Source organism: Nostoc sp. NOS(2021) (assembly GCF_017115025.1).
Classification (GTDB): Bacteria; Cyanobacteriota; Cyanobacteriia; order Cyanobacteriales; family Nostocaceae; genus Nostoc.
In genome coordinates this window covers 1-16,112 of record NZ_JABXKM010000246.1, presented here as the reverse complement: position 1 = coordinate 16,112, position 16,112 = coordinate 1, and the positions used below count along the sequence as shown (strand labels likewise).

The window sequence follows — 16,112 nt, the reverse complement described above, 5'->3', positions numbered from 1 at the left end:
AGGAATAAGAATTAAATAACATACAATTTATGTCCCTGGCTTACCTCACCCTCAATCCCTCTCCTTATAAAGGAGAGGGAAGCTAGAGACAGATGAAGTTTTGCATTTTATTTAATCCACCTTCCTTAGCTGTAATCCAGGGAATTATAGCGGTTCTCGTTTGTATGCAATACACTTTTACCTCTCTCCAAATCTCTTTCCTAAAAGGAGAGAGGCTTTGAATCTTACTCCCCAACGCTACAAGGGTTGGGGTTGGGGGTTAGGTCTGTATTTGACTCAACACAGAAGCGCTACAGTATGAATTCTAACTGCTAACTCCTAACTTTTAACTCCTGCCTACTGACTGCAAAGGTAATAATTTTGGACGGAGAGCGGAGGGATTGATGCCTGCTTTGTGTGCTACTAATACACCCACTGCTTCTAAATATGAGTTTACCTGTATAGCTTTGATCCCCAAGGGTTGGGGAGGAACTTTTATCAGAGTTTTATTTTCTTCTACTGTAATTATTTGGCATCGTCTTTGGCTTAAACTCAGTAAGGCGCTGCTACCACAAGCTGTTGCAGGTGCGATCGCAGCATCTACTTCATCTACCCAAATATCTTGTTGCTCTGATGTAATCGCTCTATTCTCTACTATAAATTGTGGGGCATGACTTAATCCTACAAGGACGCACGGCAAAAAAGTATAGCCTAATTCTTCGGCGGCGGAACGGGGAGATAAATCAGGTTGTGGAGGTTCGCTCAAAAGGGCGGGAGAATGGGCGCAAGGAATTTGAAAGGTTCGCACTAGCAAATGGCTAATTACGGCTTCTGCACCCGCTAACGGATCAACGCCTTCACCGTGGCGGTATTTCTGTACTGCTTCTTCATCTATATCATCGGGGAAACGGGCAACAACTGCGATCGCTTCTGCCCCCGCTTTCTCAATTAATATCTCTGCTGCCCGTAACAAGCTATCTGGGTTGCCAATTGTTCCCCAACTAGCTCCCGATGGTGTAGTTCGTAATTCTACATTTAATGGTGCATCAGTAATTACATAATCTGTTAAAGTCAATCCCAAAGTTGCTCTGACTGCATCTGCGGCTTGTATATGTCGTAGTCGCAACTCTGGCTCAATGGCTTGGTCTAAAAGCAAACCTACTTTGTTGGTGCGGACTGGATGCAAACCCCAGCATCCAGAAGCAAATTTGTCAAGCCCGTAACCTTCAACATAAAAAGCGTTGGGAAGATTCCAATACAAACTTGCGCCATTCAGGACATTGGGGTGAGTAATTAGGCGATCGCAAACCTGTGCTATAACTTTGGCAACAGGTAAAGCATCTCCTGCATAACCCCCAATGGCAGCCCCAACGCCAGTTGGTACAATTAAGATAGCAGTGTATGGACGCATATTGAGTTAGGAATTAGGAGTTAGGAGTTATGAATTATGAATCAGAAGCCATCAAATACTAACTCACGCCGTGTACGACTTTCTCTCAAACCTAACCCCCAACCCCTTCCCTACTAGCGTTGGGGAGCAGAATCAAAGCCTCTCTCCCTGTGGGGGAGAGGTTTGGAGAGGGGTTCTACGAACAAGTCGCACATCGCGTTAACTACTAACTCCTAACTCCTAACTCTTAACTCCTAACTCCTAACTGTCGTGACAACGGCTTCAACTGTAGCTTTTTGTTGGTCAACGTCCACAGAAGTAATTGCCCAACGAAGGGGTTCCCCCTGTTTGTTCAACTCTGTTTCAATTGCTTTTAGTAATTCTGCGGGAGTTTCTTGTAAATCAATTTCTGCGGTAATAAAATGAGTCGTCATCTGGGTAAATCCTGTTAAGTTGTAGTTTCTAGAATAGCTGATATCAGTTGCTAGGAAATACTTATGTTATTTATCGGACTCGTATTTGATTTTTGAAATAACTCAGTACACATCTATTCCCTTCTTTCCTGTTCCCTGTTAAGAGTTCCCTGTTCCCTCCCTAAGCAAGTAAGTTCAGGAATCAAATCGGATTACTATATCAGTTGTGGTAATGGGAAGTGGACAGTTATCAATAGTCAACCCGGATACTGATAACTGTTCACTGATTATTAGTCTTTGCCAAATTGTAACTGATAAACTATATCTTCTTTTTCCGTCTGAATTTTCAAATCAGAAAGGGGTTTGGCAACACAAAGCAATACGTAACCTTTCTTTTGCAAATCTGGACTAACGCCCATACCATCAGTTTGATCCACAGTTCCCTCGCTTATTTGACCGGCGCAAGTTGTGCAAACACCTGCATTACAAGAACTTGGCAAATCCAAACCAGCAGCATCGGCAACTGATAAGATCGTTTTATCTTCGGGAACTTGCAAGGTATGAATTTTGCCTTGGTAATCAATTTCTACGGTGTAAGTTTTGGGCATATACAAAATAAGCGTGACACAGAGGACAAATAAGTTATTTTATCTGATAAATAGACACAGTACCAAGTTAACAAAGATGAAAAGAGAATTATTTTCAAAGAGTTTTATCAGGAAAAATAGATATACAGTGATAATTATAAGTCCTTGCTAGACAAAAAACTTAAAGTAAGGAGATTCACTTGCTGTTAATTCTATTTCTCAAGACTTGTGAGGTTGAATGCCCCTGAAACTAGGGAAGTGATGATACACACTTAAAACTTTGTTTAGCTAAATATTTGGAGTGAAGTTAAGAATGCTGGAACAATATCGTAAACACCTTGCCGAAAGGGCAGCACTGGGAATTCCCCCTTTACCATTAGATGCAAAGCAAACATCTGAACTGTGCGAATTACTGAAAAATCCGCCAAAGGGTCAAGAGGATATATTATTACATCTATTGAGCGATCGCGTTTCTCCTGGTGTCGATCCAGCAGCTTATGTCAAAGCTGGATTTCTCACCGCGATCGCCAAAAAGGAAATCATCAGTCCGTTGGTTTCGCGCATAGAAGCGGTGCAATTGCTGGGGACGATGGTAGGTGGTTACAACGTACAATCTTTAATCGATTTGCTGCAATGGCCTACTGTATCTCTTTCAGACTCATCTGAAACACCTCTAGTAATGGGCGGACAAGGAAAGGAACCCATCGCCGCCTACGCCGCCAACGCTTTAAGCAAAATCCTCTTGGTGTACGACGCCTTCCACGATGTTTTAGAGTTGTCTAAAACCAATCCTTTCGCCAAGCGGGTAATTGATTCTTGGGCGGAAGCTGAATGGTTTACCCTGCGTCCCACAGTTCCAGAAGCGATTACTGTCACCGTTTTTAAAGTTCCTGGCGAAACCAACACCGACGATTTATCGCCCGCCCAAAGCGCCACAACTCGCCCAGATATTCCCTTACACGCCTTAGTGATGTTAGAGTCACGGCAACCGGGAAGCTTGGCAACCATTGCCGAGTTGAAGAAAAAAGGGCATCCTGTAGCTTACGTGGGGGATGTAGTTGGTACTGGTTCCTCGCGGAAATCTGCTATCAACTCGGTATTGTGGCATACAGGAAATAATATACCTTTTGTGCCAAACAAACGCGCTGGGGGTTATGTTTTAGGTGGTGCGATCGCGCCAATCTTCTTTAACACAGCAGAAGATGCCGGTGCTTTGCCTATTCAGTGCGATGTCAGCCAACTAGAAACCGGCGCAGTAATTACCATCCATCCCTACAAAGGCGAAATCACCAACGTTGCTGGCGAAGTCATTTCCACCTTTGCCCTCAAACCTGATACAATCCTCGATGAAGTTCGCGCAGGTGGACGCATTCCCCTACTTATCGGACGTACCCTCACCGACAAAACTCGTCTTGCACTAGGTTTAGAACCCAGCACAGTCTTTACCCGTCCCCAGCAAGCCTTTGATACAGGCAAAGGCTACACCCTCGCCCAGAAAATGGTGGGTAAAGCTTGCGGATTACCTGGTGTGCGTCCCGGCACATCTTGCGAACCCATCATTACAACCGTTGGTTCCCAGGATACCACAGGCCCCATGACCCGCGACGAATTGAAAGAACTCGCCTGTCTTGGTTTCAGTGCAGACTTAGTGATACAAAGTTTCTGCCACACTGCTGCTTATCCCAAACCAGTTGACATCAAAACCCATCACGAACTCCCCGATTTCTTTGCCTCTCGTGGCGGTGTCGCCCTCCGCCCCGGTGATGGTATTATTCACTCTTGGTTAAACCGGATGCTGCTACCCGACACCGTGGGAACTGGCGGCGACTCTCATACCCGCTTCCCCTTGGGTATTTCCTTCCCCGCCGGTTCGGGATTAGTCGCCTTTGCAGCCGCTTTGGGTGTCATGCCTTTAGATATGCCAGAGTCAGTATTGGTAAGATTTAAAGGTGAATTGCAACCAGGTATCACCCTGCGGGATGTTGTGAATGCCATTCCCTACGTAGCAATTCAAAAAGGTTTGCTGACAGCAGAGAAGCAGAACAAGAAAAATGTCTTCTCCGGGCGAATTCTGGAAATAGAAGGTTTGCCAGATTTAAAAGTTGAACAAGCCTTTGAACTCACCGATGCTAGTGCCGAACGTTCTTGTGCCGGATGCACAATTAAGCTGAGTGTAGAGACAATTTCCGAATATCTGCGTTCTAACGTCGCGCTACTGAAAAATATGATAGCACGGGGCTATCATGATCCGCGTACCATGCTGCGCCGTGTGGCAAAGATGGAAGAATGGTTAGCAAATCCCGTGTTATTAGAAGGTGATGCTGATGCGGAGTATGCCGAAATAATTGAAATCGATTTGAACGAAATCAAAGAACCAATTGTTGCTGCTCCCAATGACCCCGATAATGTTAAATTATTATCGGAAGTTGCTAATGATCCCGTGCAAGAAGTATTCGTTGGTTCTTGTATGACAAATATTGGTCATTATCGGGCAACAGCGAAAGTTTTGGAAGGTGCAGGTGAAGTGAAAACTCGCCTGTGGATTTCACCACCAACCCGCATGGATGAACACCAACTTAAAGAAGAAGGTGTGTATAGCATTTTTGGGGCTGCGGGTGCTAGAACAGAAATACCCGGATGCAGCTTGTGCATGGGTAATCAGGCGCGAGTTGCTGATGGCACAACAGTATTTTCTACCTCTACCCGCAACTTCAATAATCGCATGGGTAAAGATGCGCGAGTGTATCTTGGTTCAGCAGAATTAGCCGCAGTTTGTGCGCTGCTGGGACGCCTTCCCACAGTGCAGGAATATTTGGATATTGTGGCGAGTAGAATTGAGCCTTTTGCCGATGATTTGTATAGGTATTTGAACTTTGATCAAATCCTCGGTTTTGAAGATGAAGGGCGTATGATTTCTAAGGAGGAGCAGGCTTTGTTGGTCTAATTTAGATTAGGGTGGGCTTCTTAAGCTCACCTTAACTCTAAATATAAAAAATTAAACAACTAAAAATTATTATTAATTATGGAATATCAAGAAATTTTTGAGAAAGTTAGAGATATTGTTGCTGAAGTCATGAAAATTGAGCAACAAGAAGTTACATTAGATTTTACCTTGTTTCAGTCAGAAATTTATGACGAGCGACTGTATTGGTCTAGTAATGCTTATCGTGCCAATGTTATTCATTTTAAGGCAGAGGATAGTCAATATTATTTTTATAAACCAGTAATGGTAGGAGAAACAGATGGATTAAATGCTGATGTAATATGTGGTGAATTAATTGTAAACTTTGAAGATATTGACTTTCCTGATGATATTTTTTTAGAGTTTACTACAGTTAAAGTTGCTGTTGATTACATTAATCATCAAATCAACCAAGGTTAACTTTCCTAAAAATTTGTATCAGTCATTTAACTTGAGTTTTTATCATGACAAGTTCATCTTTTATAAATAAAAAAAACCTTTATGAACAAGACTTTTACTTGTGGACACAAACAATTGCCCATCAGTTAAAAGAAAATAATTTTAATGAAATAGATATACCTAATCTAATTGAAGAAATTGAAAGCATGGGGAGAAGTGAAAAACGCGAGTTAAAAAATCGATTAATTGTGCTATTAATGCACTTGCTGAAATGGCAATATCAACCAGAAAAACGTAGTGAAAGTTGGCGCAGTACTATTTCTGAACAACGTATCTGTATTGAAACATTATTAGAAGATAGTCCGAGTTTGCAACCTCTACTTGCAGAAGTATTTGAAGATTGTTATCAAAAAGCTCGTCTCAAAGCATCTGATGAAACAGGGATTAAATTAAATTTCTTTCCTAACGAATCTCCTTTTACATTAGAAGAAACTTTAAAAAATAGTTATTAAGTTGGAGGAAGGAATGAATTTTTACACCGTCGTACTCAGAAAAGATTCTGGCTATTGGGTTGCTTTATGCTTAGAAAATGGCATTGTTGGGCAGGGAAATATTCAAGAAGATGCAATTAATAAACTGAAAGAAGCAATTGAATCCTTTGAAGTGGTTTATCAGTCTGAAAGTAATATTTATAAATCTACCGTTTCAATAGAGGAATTACATGAATTTTTAGCTGTTGAAGAAAAAGAAGAAGATTTAGAGATATATGAATTAAGAAAGGTTTATGCCTAAAAATATACCTTCCCTGAAACCAAAGGAGTTAATTAAGCTTTTAGAACAAGCAGGTTGCACATTTCATAGAGAAGGAAAAGGCCACCATTGTTTATATACTCGTGAAGTTGATGGTAAAAGAAGAGTAGTTCCTATAGATATGGGTGCAAGAGAAATGTCTCCTGCTTATGTTTTGCGTATTTTTCAACAGTTTGGGTTGACAAATGAGGAAGTTGAGAGTCTGTTAAAATAGATAAGGCTTCAGTATTTTTACCGTTAGCACTATTGTATAAATACAATAGCTTGTATATAGATTATTGTAATTAAAAATTTTCATGCCCTACCTAAAATCAAAACATTTAACAACCAACTCGAAGAGACGAAATGAGAGGTCAGACAAAGCGAATCGTAAATTAATCTACATTGGCAGAGAAATTCGCTTTCAGTCTGAACAGGATTTAGAAGATTATATTGAAGCTTCTTTTGACACAATATTCCCAGAATTGGTTTTAATTAAACGTCAGCATAGTCTCAAAATGCAGCGTTGTGATTTACTCTGCTGTAGCAAGTTAGATAAACAAGCAGTCATTATTGAATTAAAAAACGAAGAAGATAGAGGATTAGTCTCTCAGCTATTGAGATATAGAAAAAATATTTTCCAAAATCAATCTTTTGCCGACAGAATCGATTACTCATTACCGATAAAATTAATCGCTATTGCTCCTACTTTTCATGAAGACAACTATACAGATAAAGAAGCATCAAAATTTGAAGATGATATATATTTTTGGAAATTCTATATCGAATATCAGACAACACCTCTTAAATTCCAATTAGAAGATAATAACTATGATATTCTTTACCCTGTGTTTGGCTTACCTGGTAGCGTACAAAATGAAGACCTACAAAGTATAATCTTGCCAGCTTTTACTCATAACTTTGAAAGTAAATTGCCTGTAGATGTTCGTCAAAATTTTAGAATTATCAGAGAGCTTTTCATGGCTCAACCAAAGATAAAGGAAATGGTTAGCCCTACTTATAGAAAAATACTATATGGTACTGGTGAAGGACAAAATCATAAGAAACTAGCCGAAATAACTAATACAGGTAAAGGAATATGGTTATTTCTTTGGTTGCCAACTAAGGTGAGAACTAAAATCAAAATTCCAGTAGCACGATTTGGTTTTGTATTAGCTGCAAATAACAGCTATTTTGATCAAGATTCTGTCGTTGAATGGTTGGTGTGTACTAAGACTACCGTTAATCTTGAAGAGAATTCTAACAATAATTTTTGTTTCTCATTTGACAGGCATGGTATGTCGAAATGGACAAGTGCAAATATGTATTTATGTCAAGCCTCATCCAATGATGGTAGAAATCTAAACACTTTAGATTTATTGATCTATCTCCTGAAAGGTGCTACCCGTCCTTTTGATATTTCTCTTTTAGAATCGTGGTGGTCACAGGAAATAAATACTCCTACAAATTTGGGATGGTATATTGATTTAGCTATTAAGACTTGGAACTATAGGATTAAGTAAACAACATAAAATAAACAATTTATTGATTTTATAGATGTCATTTTCAGTCAAGTTTTAAGAGTAAAAGATAATAATGTTTTCACCTACTTGACTATTCTATCAGCGCGATCGCACCCTCGCAGTTTGCACACAGACCTAACCCCCCAACCCCCTTCCCTACAAGGTAAGAGGGAGAAATCCGGCTCCCCTCTCCGCTTCGGAGAGGGGTTGGGGGAGAGGTCAATCCATGCGATCGCTGTAAACTATTAAAGTCTAATTCCTCTAAGATTACCACCTTGTTCGATGAAATTTTGCAACGAATGTGGGATAAAGTTTCTTCTCTTCAGTATTTAATGACGCTACACGCTGAAGAAGAAATGAGCGATGACAATCTAACAATCTATGACATTGAAGAAGGTATCCTCACAGGCGAAATACTGGAACGTCAAAAAGATAAAGTGACAGCAGAATCTAAATATCGCATCAGAAGTTTAACTCTTGATGCAGGGGAAGTCGAAATAATTGCCAAGCTAAGTCCCACTGGAAAACTTGTTATCATTACTGTATACATACCCTAATACCAGGAAAGCGGCAAATGCTGTGTGATATTTGTGGAAGCGAAGGTGTCAAAAACCGCCGAATTACTAGAACTTACGGTAAGGGTAAAGACCTGCTAGTAATAGAAAATATTCCAGTGATAACCTGTACTCATTGCGGTGAAAGTTATTTAACTGCTGAAACTCTTCACAAAATTGAACAAATCAAAACTAACCGTAAAAAATTAGCTGTTGAACGTCCTGTGGAAGTGGCTAGTTTTGGATCATGAATAATTGCTAAAATAAAATATTGCTTCGGCTATTGTCTCACTAAGCTGGTTCAAGAATAAATAACAAATAGGAGTTATTAAAATGCTCGAAGTTCACAAAAATTATGTTCTTGACGAAAATCAACGACCTATTGCTGTACAAATTCCTATCGCTGAATTTGAAAAAATTGAAGAAATTCTTGAGGATTACGGTTTAGCAAAACTTATGGAGGAAGTAAAGGAAGAAAAACCATTATCAAAAGATGAAGCACTAAAATATTATCAATCACTAAAGGATTTTAAATCTGGGTTTATGAAGAGTGGTCGCTGTTTGCTGTAGGGAATTATGAAAGCCATCACTTAGAGTAGTAAATAAAAGTGCGATCGCTTTCAACTATATACAATTTAAAATTAAGGTCACAAATTCCTTTACTATATTGTAGACATTTATACTTTGTTTTTAACCTTCTATCCTTCAATTTCCCAATCTTCTATTTTTAACCCTTCGACCCTGACAAATTCTTTAGTATTATGAGTCACCAAAATTAAATCATGGGACAGTGCAATAGAAGCAATTAATAAATCATTATAACCAATAGGAGTACCGAGATTAGCTAATTGAGCGCGAATCCTACCTGCGTTTAAAGCTGAAATATCATCTAAAGGTAAAGAAATAAATACTTCTAAAAATCGCTTTACTTTTGCCCAAACTTGATCAGGGTTATCACTTCTCATGGCTCCATAAAACAACTCTAGTTTCACAACTGAACAAACTGCAATATCATCTAAATCATAATTTTCAAGTCTCTGGCGAATAATCGAATCTTCATTGAGATATTTAATACATACATTTGTATCTAGTAAATATTTCATGTCAATTTAAACTCTTCTAAATCATCAAAAACACCTTCAGAATCTATAATTAGAGGTGTATCTTTTAAAGATCCTGAAGTTTCTTCAAAAAAGTTAGCAGGCCAACCTTTTCCTTTAGGTTGATTTTCCTGCTCAGAATCAGTAATAGGTTGTAAAATAACAGTAATAGTTAAATCAACATTAGTGACATCTACAGGAATATCTAAATGTAATATTCCATCTTGTCCAACACGAGAGTTTAAAGTTATTCTTTGCATGGCATCTAATTAGATTAAATAGATTTATTTCTACTAAACATATAGCTGATTATATATTAAATAATTGTAGATGGGAGCATGGGAAATCTATTTATTGGGTTGCTTTATGCTTAGACAATGGACTGGTAGGACAAGAGATAAATCAAGAAGCAGCAATCAAGCAACTTCATGAAGCGATCGCCTCTTTTTTGGAAATCTATAAAATAGAACCTAATATTTTCCATGCTTCATTCACTATAGAAGAAGTTTATGAGTTTTTGGTAGTTAAAGACACTGAAACAGTATGATAAATCTTCGATTTTAATAAAGTTTAAATCAAAGTGGTTCGTTAAAAAAGTATTTTTTATAAATCAGATAGGATTGCTATAGAACTCGTATTTTATTTTTGAAATAACTCAGTACACATCTATTCCCTTCTTTCCTGTTCCCTGTTCCCTGTTCCCTGTTCCCTGTTCCCTGTTCCCTGTTCCCTCCCTATGCAAGTAAGTTCAGGAATCAAATTGGATTCCTATATAGTATTTCTATTATTTTTACAAAAACCGTAATAAAAAAAGGAGCCTGACTCAGACTCCTTAATAAAAAACTAGTAAAAAAATCGTGACTACTTAACAGTCACCTTACCGCCAGCTTCTTCGATCCGCTTCTTAGCATCTTCAGCAGCATCTTTAGCAATACCTTCTTTAACTGCCTTGGGCGCAGCTTCCACCAAGTCTTTCGCTTCTTTCAGACCCAAACCGGTCAATTCCCGGACAATCTTCAGCACAGCAATCTTCTTATCAGCTGGGACTGATTCGAGAATAACTTCAAACTCGGTTTGCTCAACAACTTCCTCAGTAGGAGCAGCAACACCAGGGCCTGCGAATGCTACGCCAACGGGTGCAGCAGCACTCACGCCAAAAGCTTCTTCAATTTGCTTGACTAACTCAGAAGCTTCCAGCAAAGACAGGGTTTTTAGTTGTTCTAAAATTTGATCGGTTGCAGTAGACATTGATATAACTCCTGTAATTTTGATTATTTATTTGTCATGGGTCATTGGTCTTTAACTATAGACTTTTGACTTTTGACTGATGAACCACGAAGTCTATTCGGCAGCGTTTTCTGTGCTGCTATTACCTTCAGCAGCGCCTTCGGTACTGCTATCTTGTACAGCAGCCGTTTCAGTGCTGCTATCTTCTACAGCGGCGGTTTCGGTGCTACCACCACTTTGCTCTTGGTCGGCCACAGCCTGCAAAGCACGAGCCAGTGAACCAGGAACTTCGTTGATACCCACAGCAATCTTGGTAGCCAAGGCGTTGATAGCTCCAGCAATTTGGGCTATGAGTTGTTCCTTAGATGGCAAGTCTCCCAGTACCTTGACATCCGGTTCTTTGAGTAGGCGACCTTCCAGTACACCACCGCGAAGTTCTGTTTTCTTGGTGACTTTTTGGAATTCTTGGTACGCCTTAATTGCCGATGAAAAATCTTCTTTTACCAGCAAAAAAGCGGAAGCACCGTTGAGCAATTCCGACAGAGGTTGCCATTTTTCATCACCTTCAATAGCAATGCCCATGAGGGTGTTCTTAGTCACCTTACAAACGGTGCCACTGGGACGCAGCCGCCGCCGTAAGTCTGTGATTTCAGAAACTGTTAGCCCCTGATAGTCAATTACCAGTGCCAGAGTTGACTCACTCAAAGTAACTTTGAGGTCAGCTACTATTTCTTTTTTATTTTCTAGTGTTCTACCCATTCCAATCTCACCTCCTTAAACTAATCGGTGATTTCCCTACTTGTGCGCTTTTTTTAAAACTGAATCCAAACAACAAACCCCAGCTAATATAGCCGGGGTTGAGTAGTAAGACTCCTGATGCCATAGTTATCACACCTTTATAGGTGGCAATTCTGACAATTAGAGTTTTAACCTCGGCAGGATATTTAAGCTATTAGCACCTGCTGTCTCCGGCTTTGCGTATTCAATTTTGCCCTTTGTCCTTTGCCTTTACAAATGACTAATGACTCAAAATTACGCTACTTCGCTCAGTTTCAAATCTCGTAGGGCGCTGATATCAACTTTAATCGATGGCCCCATAGTCGCTGCCACATAAAATGTGCGCCAATAACGACCTTTAGCTCCTGAAGGACGGTTACGGTCAATCGTCTCCTGCAATGCCTTCAGGTTGACTAACAAATCTTCAGGCGAGAAGGTTGTCTTACCAAACATAACATGGACGATACCAGTTCGATCAGCTCGGAATTCTAATTTACCAGCTTTGAATTCTGCGATCGCACCTGCTAAATCAAATGTCACGGTTCCACCCTTGGGCGATGGCATCAAACCACGCGGCCCAAGCAACTTACCCAGCCTTGCCACTTGTGGCATCACATCGGGTGTGGCAATCAGCTTGTCAAAATCCATCCTACCTTTCTGGATTTCGTCAATCAGTTCTTCTGAACCGACAATATCAGCACCAGCGTTACTAGCTTCGTTTACCTTTTCGCCTCTGGCTATCACCGCCACTCGGACGATTTGTCCTGTCCCTTTGGGCAGTGCTACCGTTGTCCGCAACTGTTGGTCTGTATACTTGGGGTCAATTCCCAACCGGATATGCGCTTCAGCGGCTTCGGTAAATTTAGCTGTTGCTGTGTCTTTCAGAAGGGCTAAAGCTTCTAGGGGGTGATAGTCCTTTTCTTCTACTTTTGCTTGCAGCGTTTGCAAACGACGCGATATTTTTGGCATTTTTTCTCCTGGGGTAATTCCGAAGCTTCGCCTCTCCCCCGATAATTTTTACTTATTTGTCCCTTGTCATTTGCTAGTTTTTTTACTAATGACCAATGACAAATGACCAATGACTAATCTGTGACTGTTATGCCCATATTCTTAGCCGTTCCTCCCACAATCTTCATTGCCGCCTCTATGTCGTTAGCATTGAGATCGGGAAGTTTCGTTTGGGCTATTTCTTGCAATTGTGCTTTGGTAATTGACCCAACCTTCTTTTTGTTGGGTTCATTCGAGCCTTTTTCAACTTTCGCCGCCTTGCGAATCAGCACTGATGCTGGTGGCGTTTTGAGTACAAATGTAAAACTCCGGTCTTCAAAAACCGAAATTTCTACAGGTATTACCATTCCAGCTTGATCTGCTGTTTTGGCATTGTACTCTTTGCAGAACATCATGATGTTAACGCCGTGTTGACCCAAGGCGGGTCCCACTGGCGGTGCTGGGTTGGCTTTTCCAGCATTCAGGGCCAACTTAATGACCGCTACTATTTTCTTTGCCATTTGTATTTAGCTCTGTTTCTCTACCTGATTAAATTCCAATTCTACTGGTGTATCCCTGCCGAAAATTGAGAGCAAGGCTTTGAGCTTACTCCGCTCTGGAGATACTTCAATCACCTCGCCTTCAAAGTCTTTAAATGGACCAGAAAGCACCATTATCTTATCACCAGTAGCCATGTCAATTTTGAGAACCGGCTCTTGTTCGCTGGTTTGTTTGAATATACGTTCGACTTCTGAAGAACTCAGTGGTATGGGGTTGACATGACCGCGACCCTTGCTGCTACCACGTTTTTGTTCTGAACCCACAAAATTAATTACATGGGAGGTGTTTCGTACCACCTGCCAGGTATCATCATCCATCATCATCCGCACCAGCACATAGCCAGGGAAAACTTTTTCATCTGTATGCTGGCGACTGCCATCTTTGCGGATTTTCACCGCTGGCGTGTGCGGAATTTCTACCTGGATAATTTTGTCAGCGACATCAAAAGTTTGAATGCGTTGCTCTAAGTTAGTCTTTACACGCTTTTCACAGCCTGAGGCTACTTGCACTGCATACCAGCGTGCTTCTTTTGACGCTGCTTCTGCTGTTTCTGCTGTTTCCTCTGACTGCAACGTGGAGTTGCGAGGTTCGTTTGTTGCAAAAGTCATCAGAACACCTGTTTTGCTGCCCAACCAAACAATCCATCCACCAAGTATATCAAAGATGCGGAGAGTGCCACCATTAACAACACAGCGGCGGATTCGCTCACTATCTGTTTCCGACTGGGCCAAACTACTTTTTCAAGTTCTTCTTTGATTCCCTGTATGAAGTTTCCCAAGCTAAACCCATTTGTGGTTTCTGGCAATTCGGCTTCATTTTTTTTGGCCACGACCGTTTATCCCCCGTTTGTCACTCAATTTTGGATTTTAGATTTTAGATTTTAGATTTACCCCATACCTGAAGGCAAAGGCGCTTAATTTTAGATTTTGGTTTGTCGATTTTAAATTTCTTCTCAATCCAAAATCCAAAATCTCAAATCTAAAATTCGGTCATCCAGGTTTGCAGCTTCGACTCTATTTCACTTACTGAAAGCAAAACAACTGCAAATACAATAAGTTTACCCGAAATTATTAGCGCTAACTGCTATATTAGCAGCTGCGTAATTATTTCGGGCTTTGTTTTTTGCTCTTGAGCGCGCCCTGGAGGACTTGAACCCCCGACATCAGGTTTTGGAGACCTGCGTTCTACCAACTGAACTAAGAGCGCACAAGCTGTTTTTGATTCAGTTATTGCGCTGAACTAAATTTCAGTTTAACGCAATATGCGATTTATATCATACCTCAATTTTGTCGAGGGGACAAGTCAGCGGCAGATGCCGCTTGAAGAAAAGAAATTTCTCCCATACTTTTTAAGGACGAATCACAAAGGGCGGTCAAACCGTTGCTTGATCCGGGTTGCCTTACCTACGCGATCGCGGAGATAATACAGTTTAGCACGGCGGACTTTACCACGACGTAATACCTTGATGCTGTCAATCCGGGGAGAATGCAACAAAAATACCCGCTCAACGCCCACGCCTTGAAAAACCTTACGGACTGTAATAGTTTCATTGATGCCACCATTCCGCATGGCAATCACTACTCCCTCGTAGGGTTGTACGCGGTATTTTTCGCCTTCCTTGATTTTCACTCCCACTTTTACTGTGTCGCCCACATAAATGTCGGGCAGATTCGATTTTATCTGTTCCGCTTCAATCGAGCGGATAATCTCTTGAGCGCTCATAGTCTTTCTGTCTGCTTAAAAAAAAACTCACAATCATCAATCATAAATCGATAATCCTATTTCAGTCTACTTGTTGGGATTGATAATTTTACTGATACAACAGCCTAGAGATCAAAGCTATATTGCAGAATGCTGTACCACAAGGGTGAAATTTATGAAATTTAGCGTCGTCATCAGTACCTATAATCGCTTGAACTTGCTGCAAAGAGCAATTGACTCGGCTCGTAACCAAACAATCGAGTGCGAGGTGGTTGTTGCCGACGACTGTTCATCTGATGACACCCAAACCTATCTCAAAAGCTTAGGGGAGAACGTTGTTTACCATCGTAACGAAGTGAACCTTGGTCATGCAGCAACAGTAAATGCTGGAGTTGCCAAAGCTAGCGGCGACTGGATTAAGTTTTTAGATGATGACGACTATTTAGCGCCCAACTGCATAGAAGAGATGGCGAAGGCGATCGCACTTCGTCCCGATGCTGTAATCTGCTCTTGTGTGGCGGCTCAGGTGGATGGCAATGAAGTTGAACTCTCTCGTACCCCCCAAGTTGGCCCCGGTTTAGCTTTTTATATCCCACAAGCAGATATTCACTACGGTATGCTTTTAGAGCTTGTACCTTTTGGCACGCCTGTACAAGTAGCTTGCCGACGTGATGCTTTCCTACAAACTGGTGGTTGGGACTCCACACTCGATGCTAACTGTGATGACATCGATTCCTGGATTCGGATTGCCCAGTTTGGCGATGCGATTTTCTTCAATCAGTGTCTTGCTTACCGCACTATCTGGCCCGGTGCGTATAATCAAAAGTTTTCTTTGTCTCGGCGGTTGGCTACAAATATTTTGATGAAGGAGAAAATTTACTCTTTGGTAAATGACCAACATCGTTCAAAGATTCCCGTCTTTCAGGATATAAAAAATTACCTGAAACTCCATTGGATTTTGGTAGCGCTGAAGCAAAGAAATATCAAGAGTTTTCTTTCGATGATAGATCCGTCTATACTTTCTCCTCAGTCTTGGAAGTTTTTGCTAACTGCTGTTTCATCACGCCGCTCTCAGGGAAACAATTCTCAGGTTCGTAAACTTGTATTGATTGAGTCCTAGCTCTTTAAGCATTGACGATAGTTTTTACTATATTTATATCGGT

General features: G+C 40.8%; 22 protein-coding genes, 1 tRNA gene and 1 other annotated feature. Of the genes, 10 read left to right on the top strand and 13 right to left on the bottom strand.

Annotation, left to right across the window (positions count from 1 at the left end; all coding sequences use genetic code 11):
- Positions 1–325 precede the first annotated feature (325 nt).
- The 3 genes from HWQ41_RS25965 to HWQ41_RS25955 all read right to left on the bottom strand — a co-directional run bounded on the left by HWQ41_RS25965 (position 326) and on the right by HWQ41_RS25955 (position 2,390).
- Positions 326–1,390: a DUF3326 domain-containing protein gene (locus HWQ41_RS25965; RefSeq protein ID WP_292769533.1), complete on the bottom strand. Its 1,065-nt coding sequence runs from the start codon at positions 1,388–1,390 to the stop codon at positions 326–328.
- Positions 1,391–1,623: 233 nt separating this feature from the next.
- Positions 1,624–1,803, bottom strand: coding sequence for a hypothetical protein (locus HWQ41_RS25960; RefSeq protein WP_292769530.1), 180 nt, complete (start codon positions 1,801–1,803; stop codon positions 1,624–1,626).
- A 269-nt stretch (positions 1,804–2,072) separates the two neighbouring features.
- Positions 2,073–2,390 carry a 2Fe-2S iron-sulfur cluster-binding protein gene (locus tag HWQ41_RS25955; protein ID WP_292769527.1) on the bottom strand — a complete coding sequence of 106 codons (318 nt, stop codon included), beginning with the start codon at positions 2,388–2,390 and terminating at the stop codon, positions 2,073–2,075.
- A gap of 292 nt (positions 2,391–2,682) precedes the next feature.
- Between HWQ41_RS25955 and acnB the strand changes: the two genes are divergently transcribed.
- From acnB to HWQ41_RS25910, 9 genes are all read left to right on the top strand, one after another.
- Positions 2,683–5,313, top strand: a complete 2,631-nt coding sequence (gene acnB, locus HWQ41_RS25950; protein WP_292769524.1) for a bifunctional aconitate hydratase 2/2-methylisocitrate dehydratase — start codon at positions 2,683–2,685, stop codon at positions 5,311–5,313.
- A gap of 78 nt (positions 5,314–5,391) precedes the next feature.
- Complete coding sequence (locus HWQ41_RS25945; protein ID WP_292769521.1) at positions 5,392–5,751, top strand: hypothetical protein; 360 nt, start codon at positions 5,392–5,394, stop codon at positions 5,749–5,751.
- Positions 5,752–5,795: 44 nt separating this feature from the next.
- A complete protein-coding gene (locus tag HWQ41_RS25940; RefSeq protein WP_292769518.1) occupies positions 5,796–6,242 on the top strand; it encodes a DUF29 domain-containing protein in 447 nt (148 codons plus the stop codon).
- 13 nt (positions 6,243–6,255) lie between these two features.
- Positions 6,256–6,522, top strand: a complete 267-nt coding sequence (locus HWQ41_RS25935; protein WP_292769514.1) for a type II toxin-antitoxin system HicB family antitoxin — start codon at positions 6,256–6,258, stop codon at positions 6,520–6,522.
- A complete protein-coding gene (locus HWQ41_RS25930; RefSeq protein WP_292769512.1) occupies positions 6,515–6,754 on the top strand; it encodes a type II toxin-antitoxin system HicA family toxin in 240 nt (79 codons plus the stop codon). Before HWQ41_RS25935 ends, HWQ41_RS25930 begins: the two co-directional genes overlap by 8 nt.
- An 82-nt stretch (positions 6,755–6,836) precedes the next feature.
- On the top strand, positions 6,837–8,042 hold the full coding sequence (locus HWQ41_RS25925) for a hypothetical protein (protein WP_292769509.1): 1,206 nt from the start codon (positions 6,837–6,839) through the stop codon (positions 8,040–8,042).
- Positions 8,043–8,317: 275 nt separating this feature from the next.
- Positions 8,318–8,599: a DUF4258 domain-containing protein gene (locus tag HWQ41_RS25920; protein WP_292769506.1), complete on the top strand. Its 282-nt coding sequence runs from the start codon at positions 8,318–8,320 to the stop codon at positions 8,597–8,599.
- A gap of 17 nt (positions 8,600–8,616) precedes the next feature.
- Entirely contained in the window at positions 8,617–8,847 is a 231-nt protein-coding gene (locus tag HWQ41_RS25915; protein WP_292769503.1) for a type II toxin-antitoxin system MqsA family antitoxin, read from the top strand.
- Positions 8,848–8,929: 82 nt separating this feature from the next.
- Positions 8,930–9,166 carry a hypothetical protein gene (locus tag HWQ41_RS25910; protein WP_292769500.1) on the top strand — a complete coding sequence of 79 codons (237 nt, stop codon included), beginning with the start codon at positions 8,930–8,932 and terminating at the stop codon, positions 9,164–9,166.
- 128 nt (positions 9,167–9,294) lie between these two features.
- Here the strand turns inward: HWQ41_RS25910 and HWQ41_RS25905 are convergent, their stop codons facing one another.
- The 10 genes from HWQ41_RS25905 to rplS form a co-directional block, all read right to left on the bottom strand.
- Positions 9,295–9,699, bottom strand: a complete 405-nt coding sequence (locus tag HWQ41_RS25905) for a type II toxin-antitoxin system VapC family toxin (RefSeq protein WP_292769497.1) — start codon at positions 9,697–9,699, stop codon at positions 9,295–9,297.
- The gene (locus HWQ41_RS25900) at positions 9,696–9,956 is read right to left on the bottom strand and encodes a hypothetical protein (protein WP_292769494.1); all 261 of its coding nucleotides are present in this window, start codon (positions 9,954–9,956) and stop codon (positions 9,696–9,698) included. The genes HWQ41_RS25905 and HWQ41_RS25900 overlap by 4 nt, the downstream gene beginning before the upstream one ends.
- Positions 9,957–10,557: 601 nt before the next feature.
- Entirely contained in the window at positions 10,558–10,944 is a 387-nt protein-coding gene (gene rplL, locus HWQ41_RS25895) for a 50S ribosomal protein L7/L12 (RefSeq protein WP_292769491.1), read from the bottom strand.
- Between the two features lie 93 nt (positions 10,945–11,037).
- The gene (rplJ, locus tag HWQ41_RS25890; RefSeq protein WP_292769488.1) at positions 11,038–11,682 is read right to left on the bottom strand and encodes a 50S ribosomal protein L10; all 645 of its coding nucleotides are present in this window, start codon (positions 11,680–11,682) and stop codon (positions 11,038–11,040) included.
- Positions 11,683–11,744: 62 nt separating this feature from the next.
- Positions 11,745–11,913: a sequence feature (ribosomal protein L10 leader region), on the bottom strand.
- A gap of 42 nt (positions 11,914–11,955) precedes the next feature.
- The gene (gene rplA, locus HWQ41_RS25885; RefSeq protein ID WP_292769485.1) at positions 11,956–12,669 is read right to left on the bottom strand and encodes a 50S ribosomal protein L1; all 714 of its coding nucleotides are present in this window, start codon (positions 12,667–12,669) and stop codon (positions 11,956–11,958) included.
- Between the two features lie 113 nt (positions 12,670–12,782).
- Complete coding sequence (gene rplK, locus HWQ41_RS25880) at positions 12,783–13,208, bottom strand: 50S ribosomal protein L11 (protein ID WP_292769481.1); 426 nt, start codon at positions 13,206–13,208, stop codon at positions 12,783–12,785.
- Positions 13,209–13,214: 6 nt separating this feature from the next.
- Positions 13,215–13,856 carry a transcription termination/antitermination protein NusG gene (gene nusG / locus HWQ41_RS25875; protein WP_292769479.1) on the bottom strand — a complete coding sequence of 214 codons (642 nt, stop codon included), beginning with the start codon at positions 13,854–13,856 and terminating at the stop codon, positions 13,215–13,217.
- Entirely contained in the window at positions 13,856–14,077 is a 222-nt protein-coding gene (gene secE, locus HWQ41_RS25870) for a preprotein translocase subunit SecE (RefSeq protein WP_292769477.1), read from the bottom strand. The genes nusG and secE overlap by 1 nt, the downstream gene beginning before the upstream one ends.
- Positions 14,078–14,381: 304 nt before the next feature.
- A tRNA-Trp gene (locus tag HWQ41_RS25865) sits at positions 14,382–14,454 on the bottom strand.
- Between the two features lie 153 nt (positions 14,455–14,607).
- Positions 14,608–14,970, bottom strand: a complete 363-nt coding sequence (gene rplS / locus HWQ41_RS25860) for a 50S ribosomal protein L19 (protein WP_292769475.1) — start codon at positions 14,968–14,970, stop codon at positions 14,608–14,610.
- A 154-nt stretch (positions 14,971–15,124) separates the two neighbouring features.
- Here rplS and HWQ41_RS25855 point away from each other — a divergent pair, with 154 nt between their 5' ends.
- Complete coding sequence (locus HWQ41_RS25855) at positions 15,125–16,069, top strand: glycosyltransferase family 2 protein (RefSeq protein WP_292769473.1); 945 nt, start codon at positions 15,125–15,127, stop codon at positions 16,067–16,069.
- Positions 16,070–16,112 lie beyond the last annotated feature (43 nt).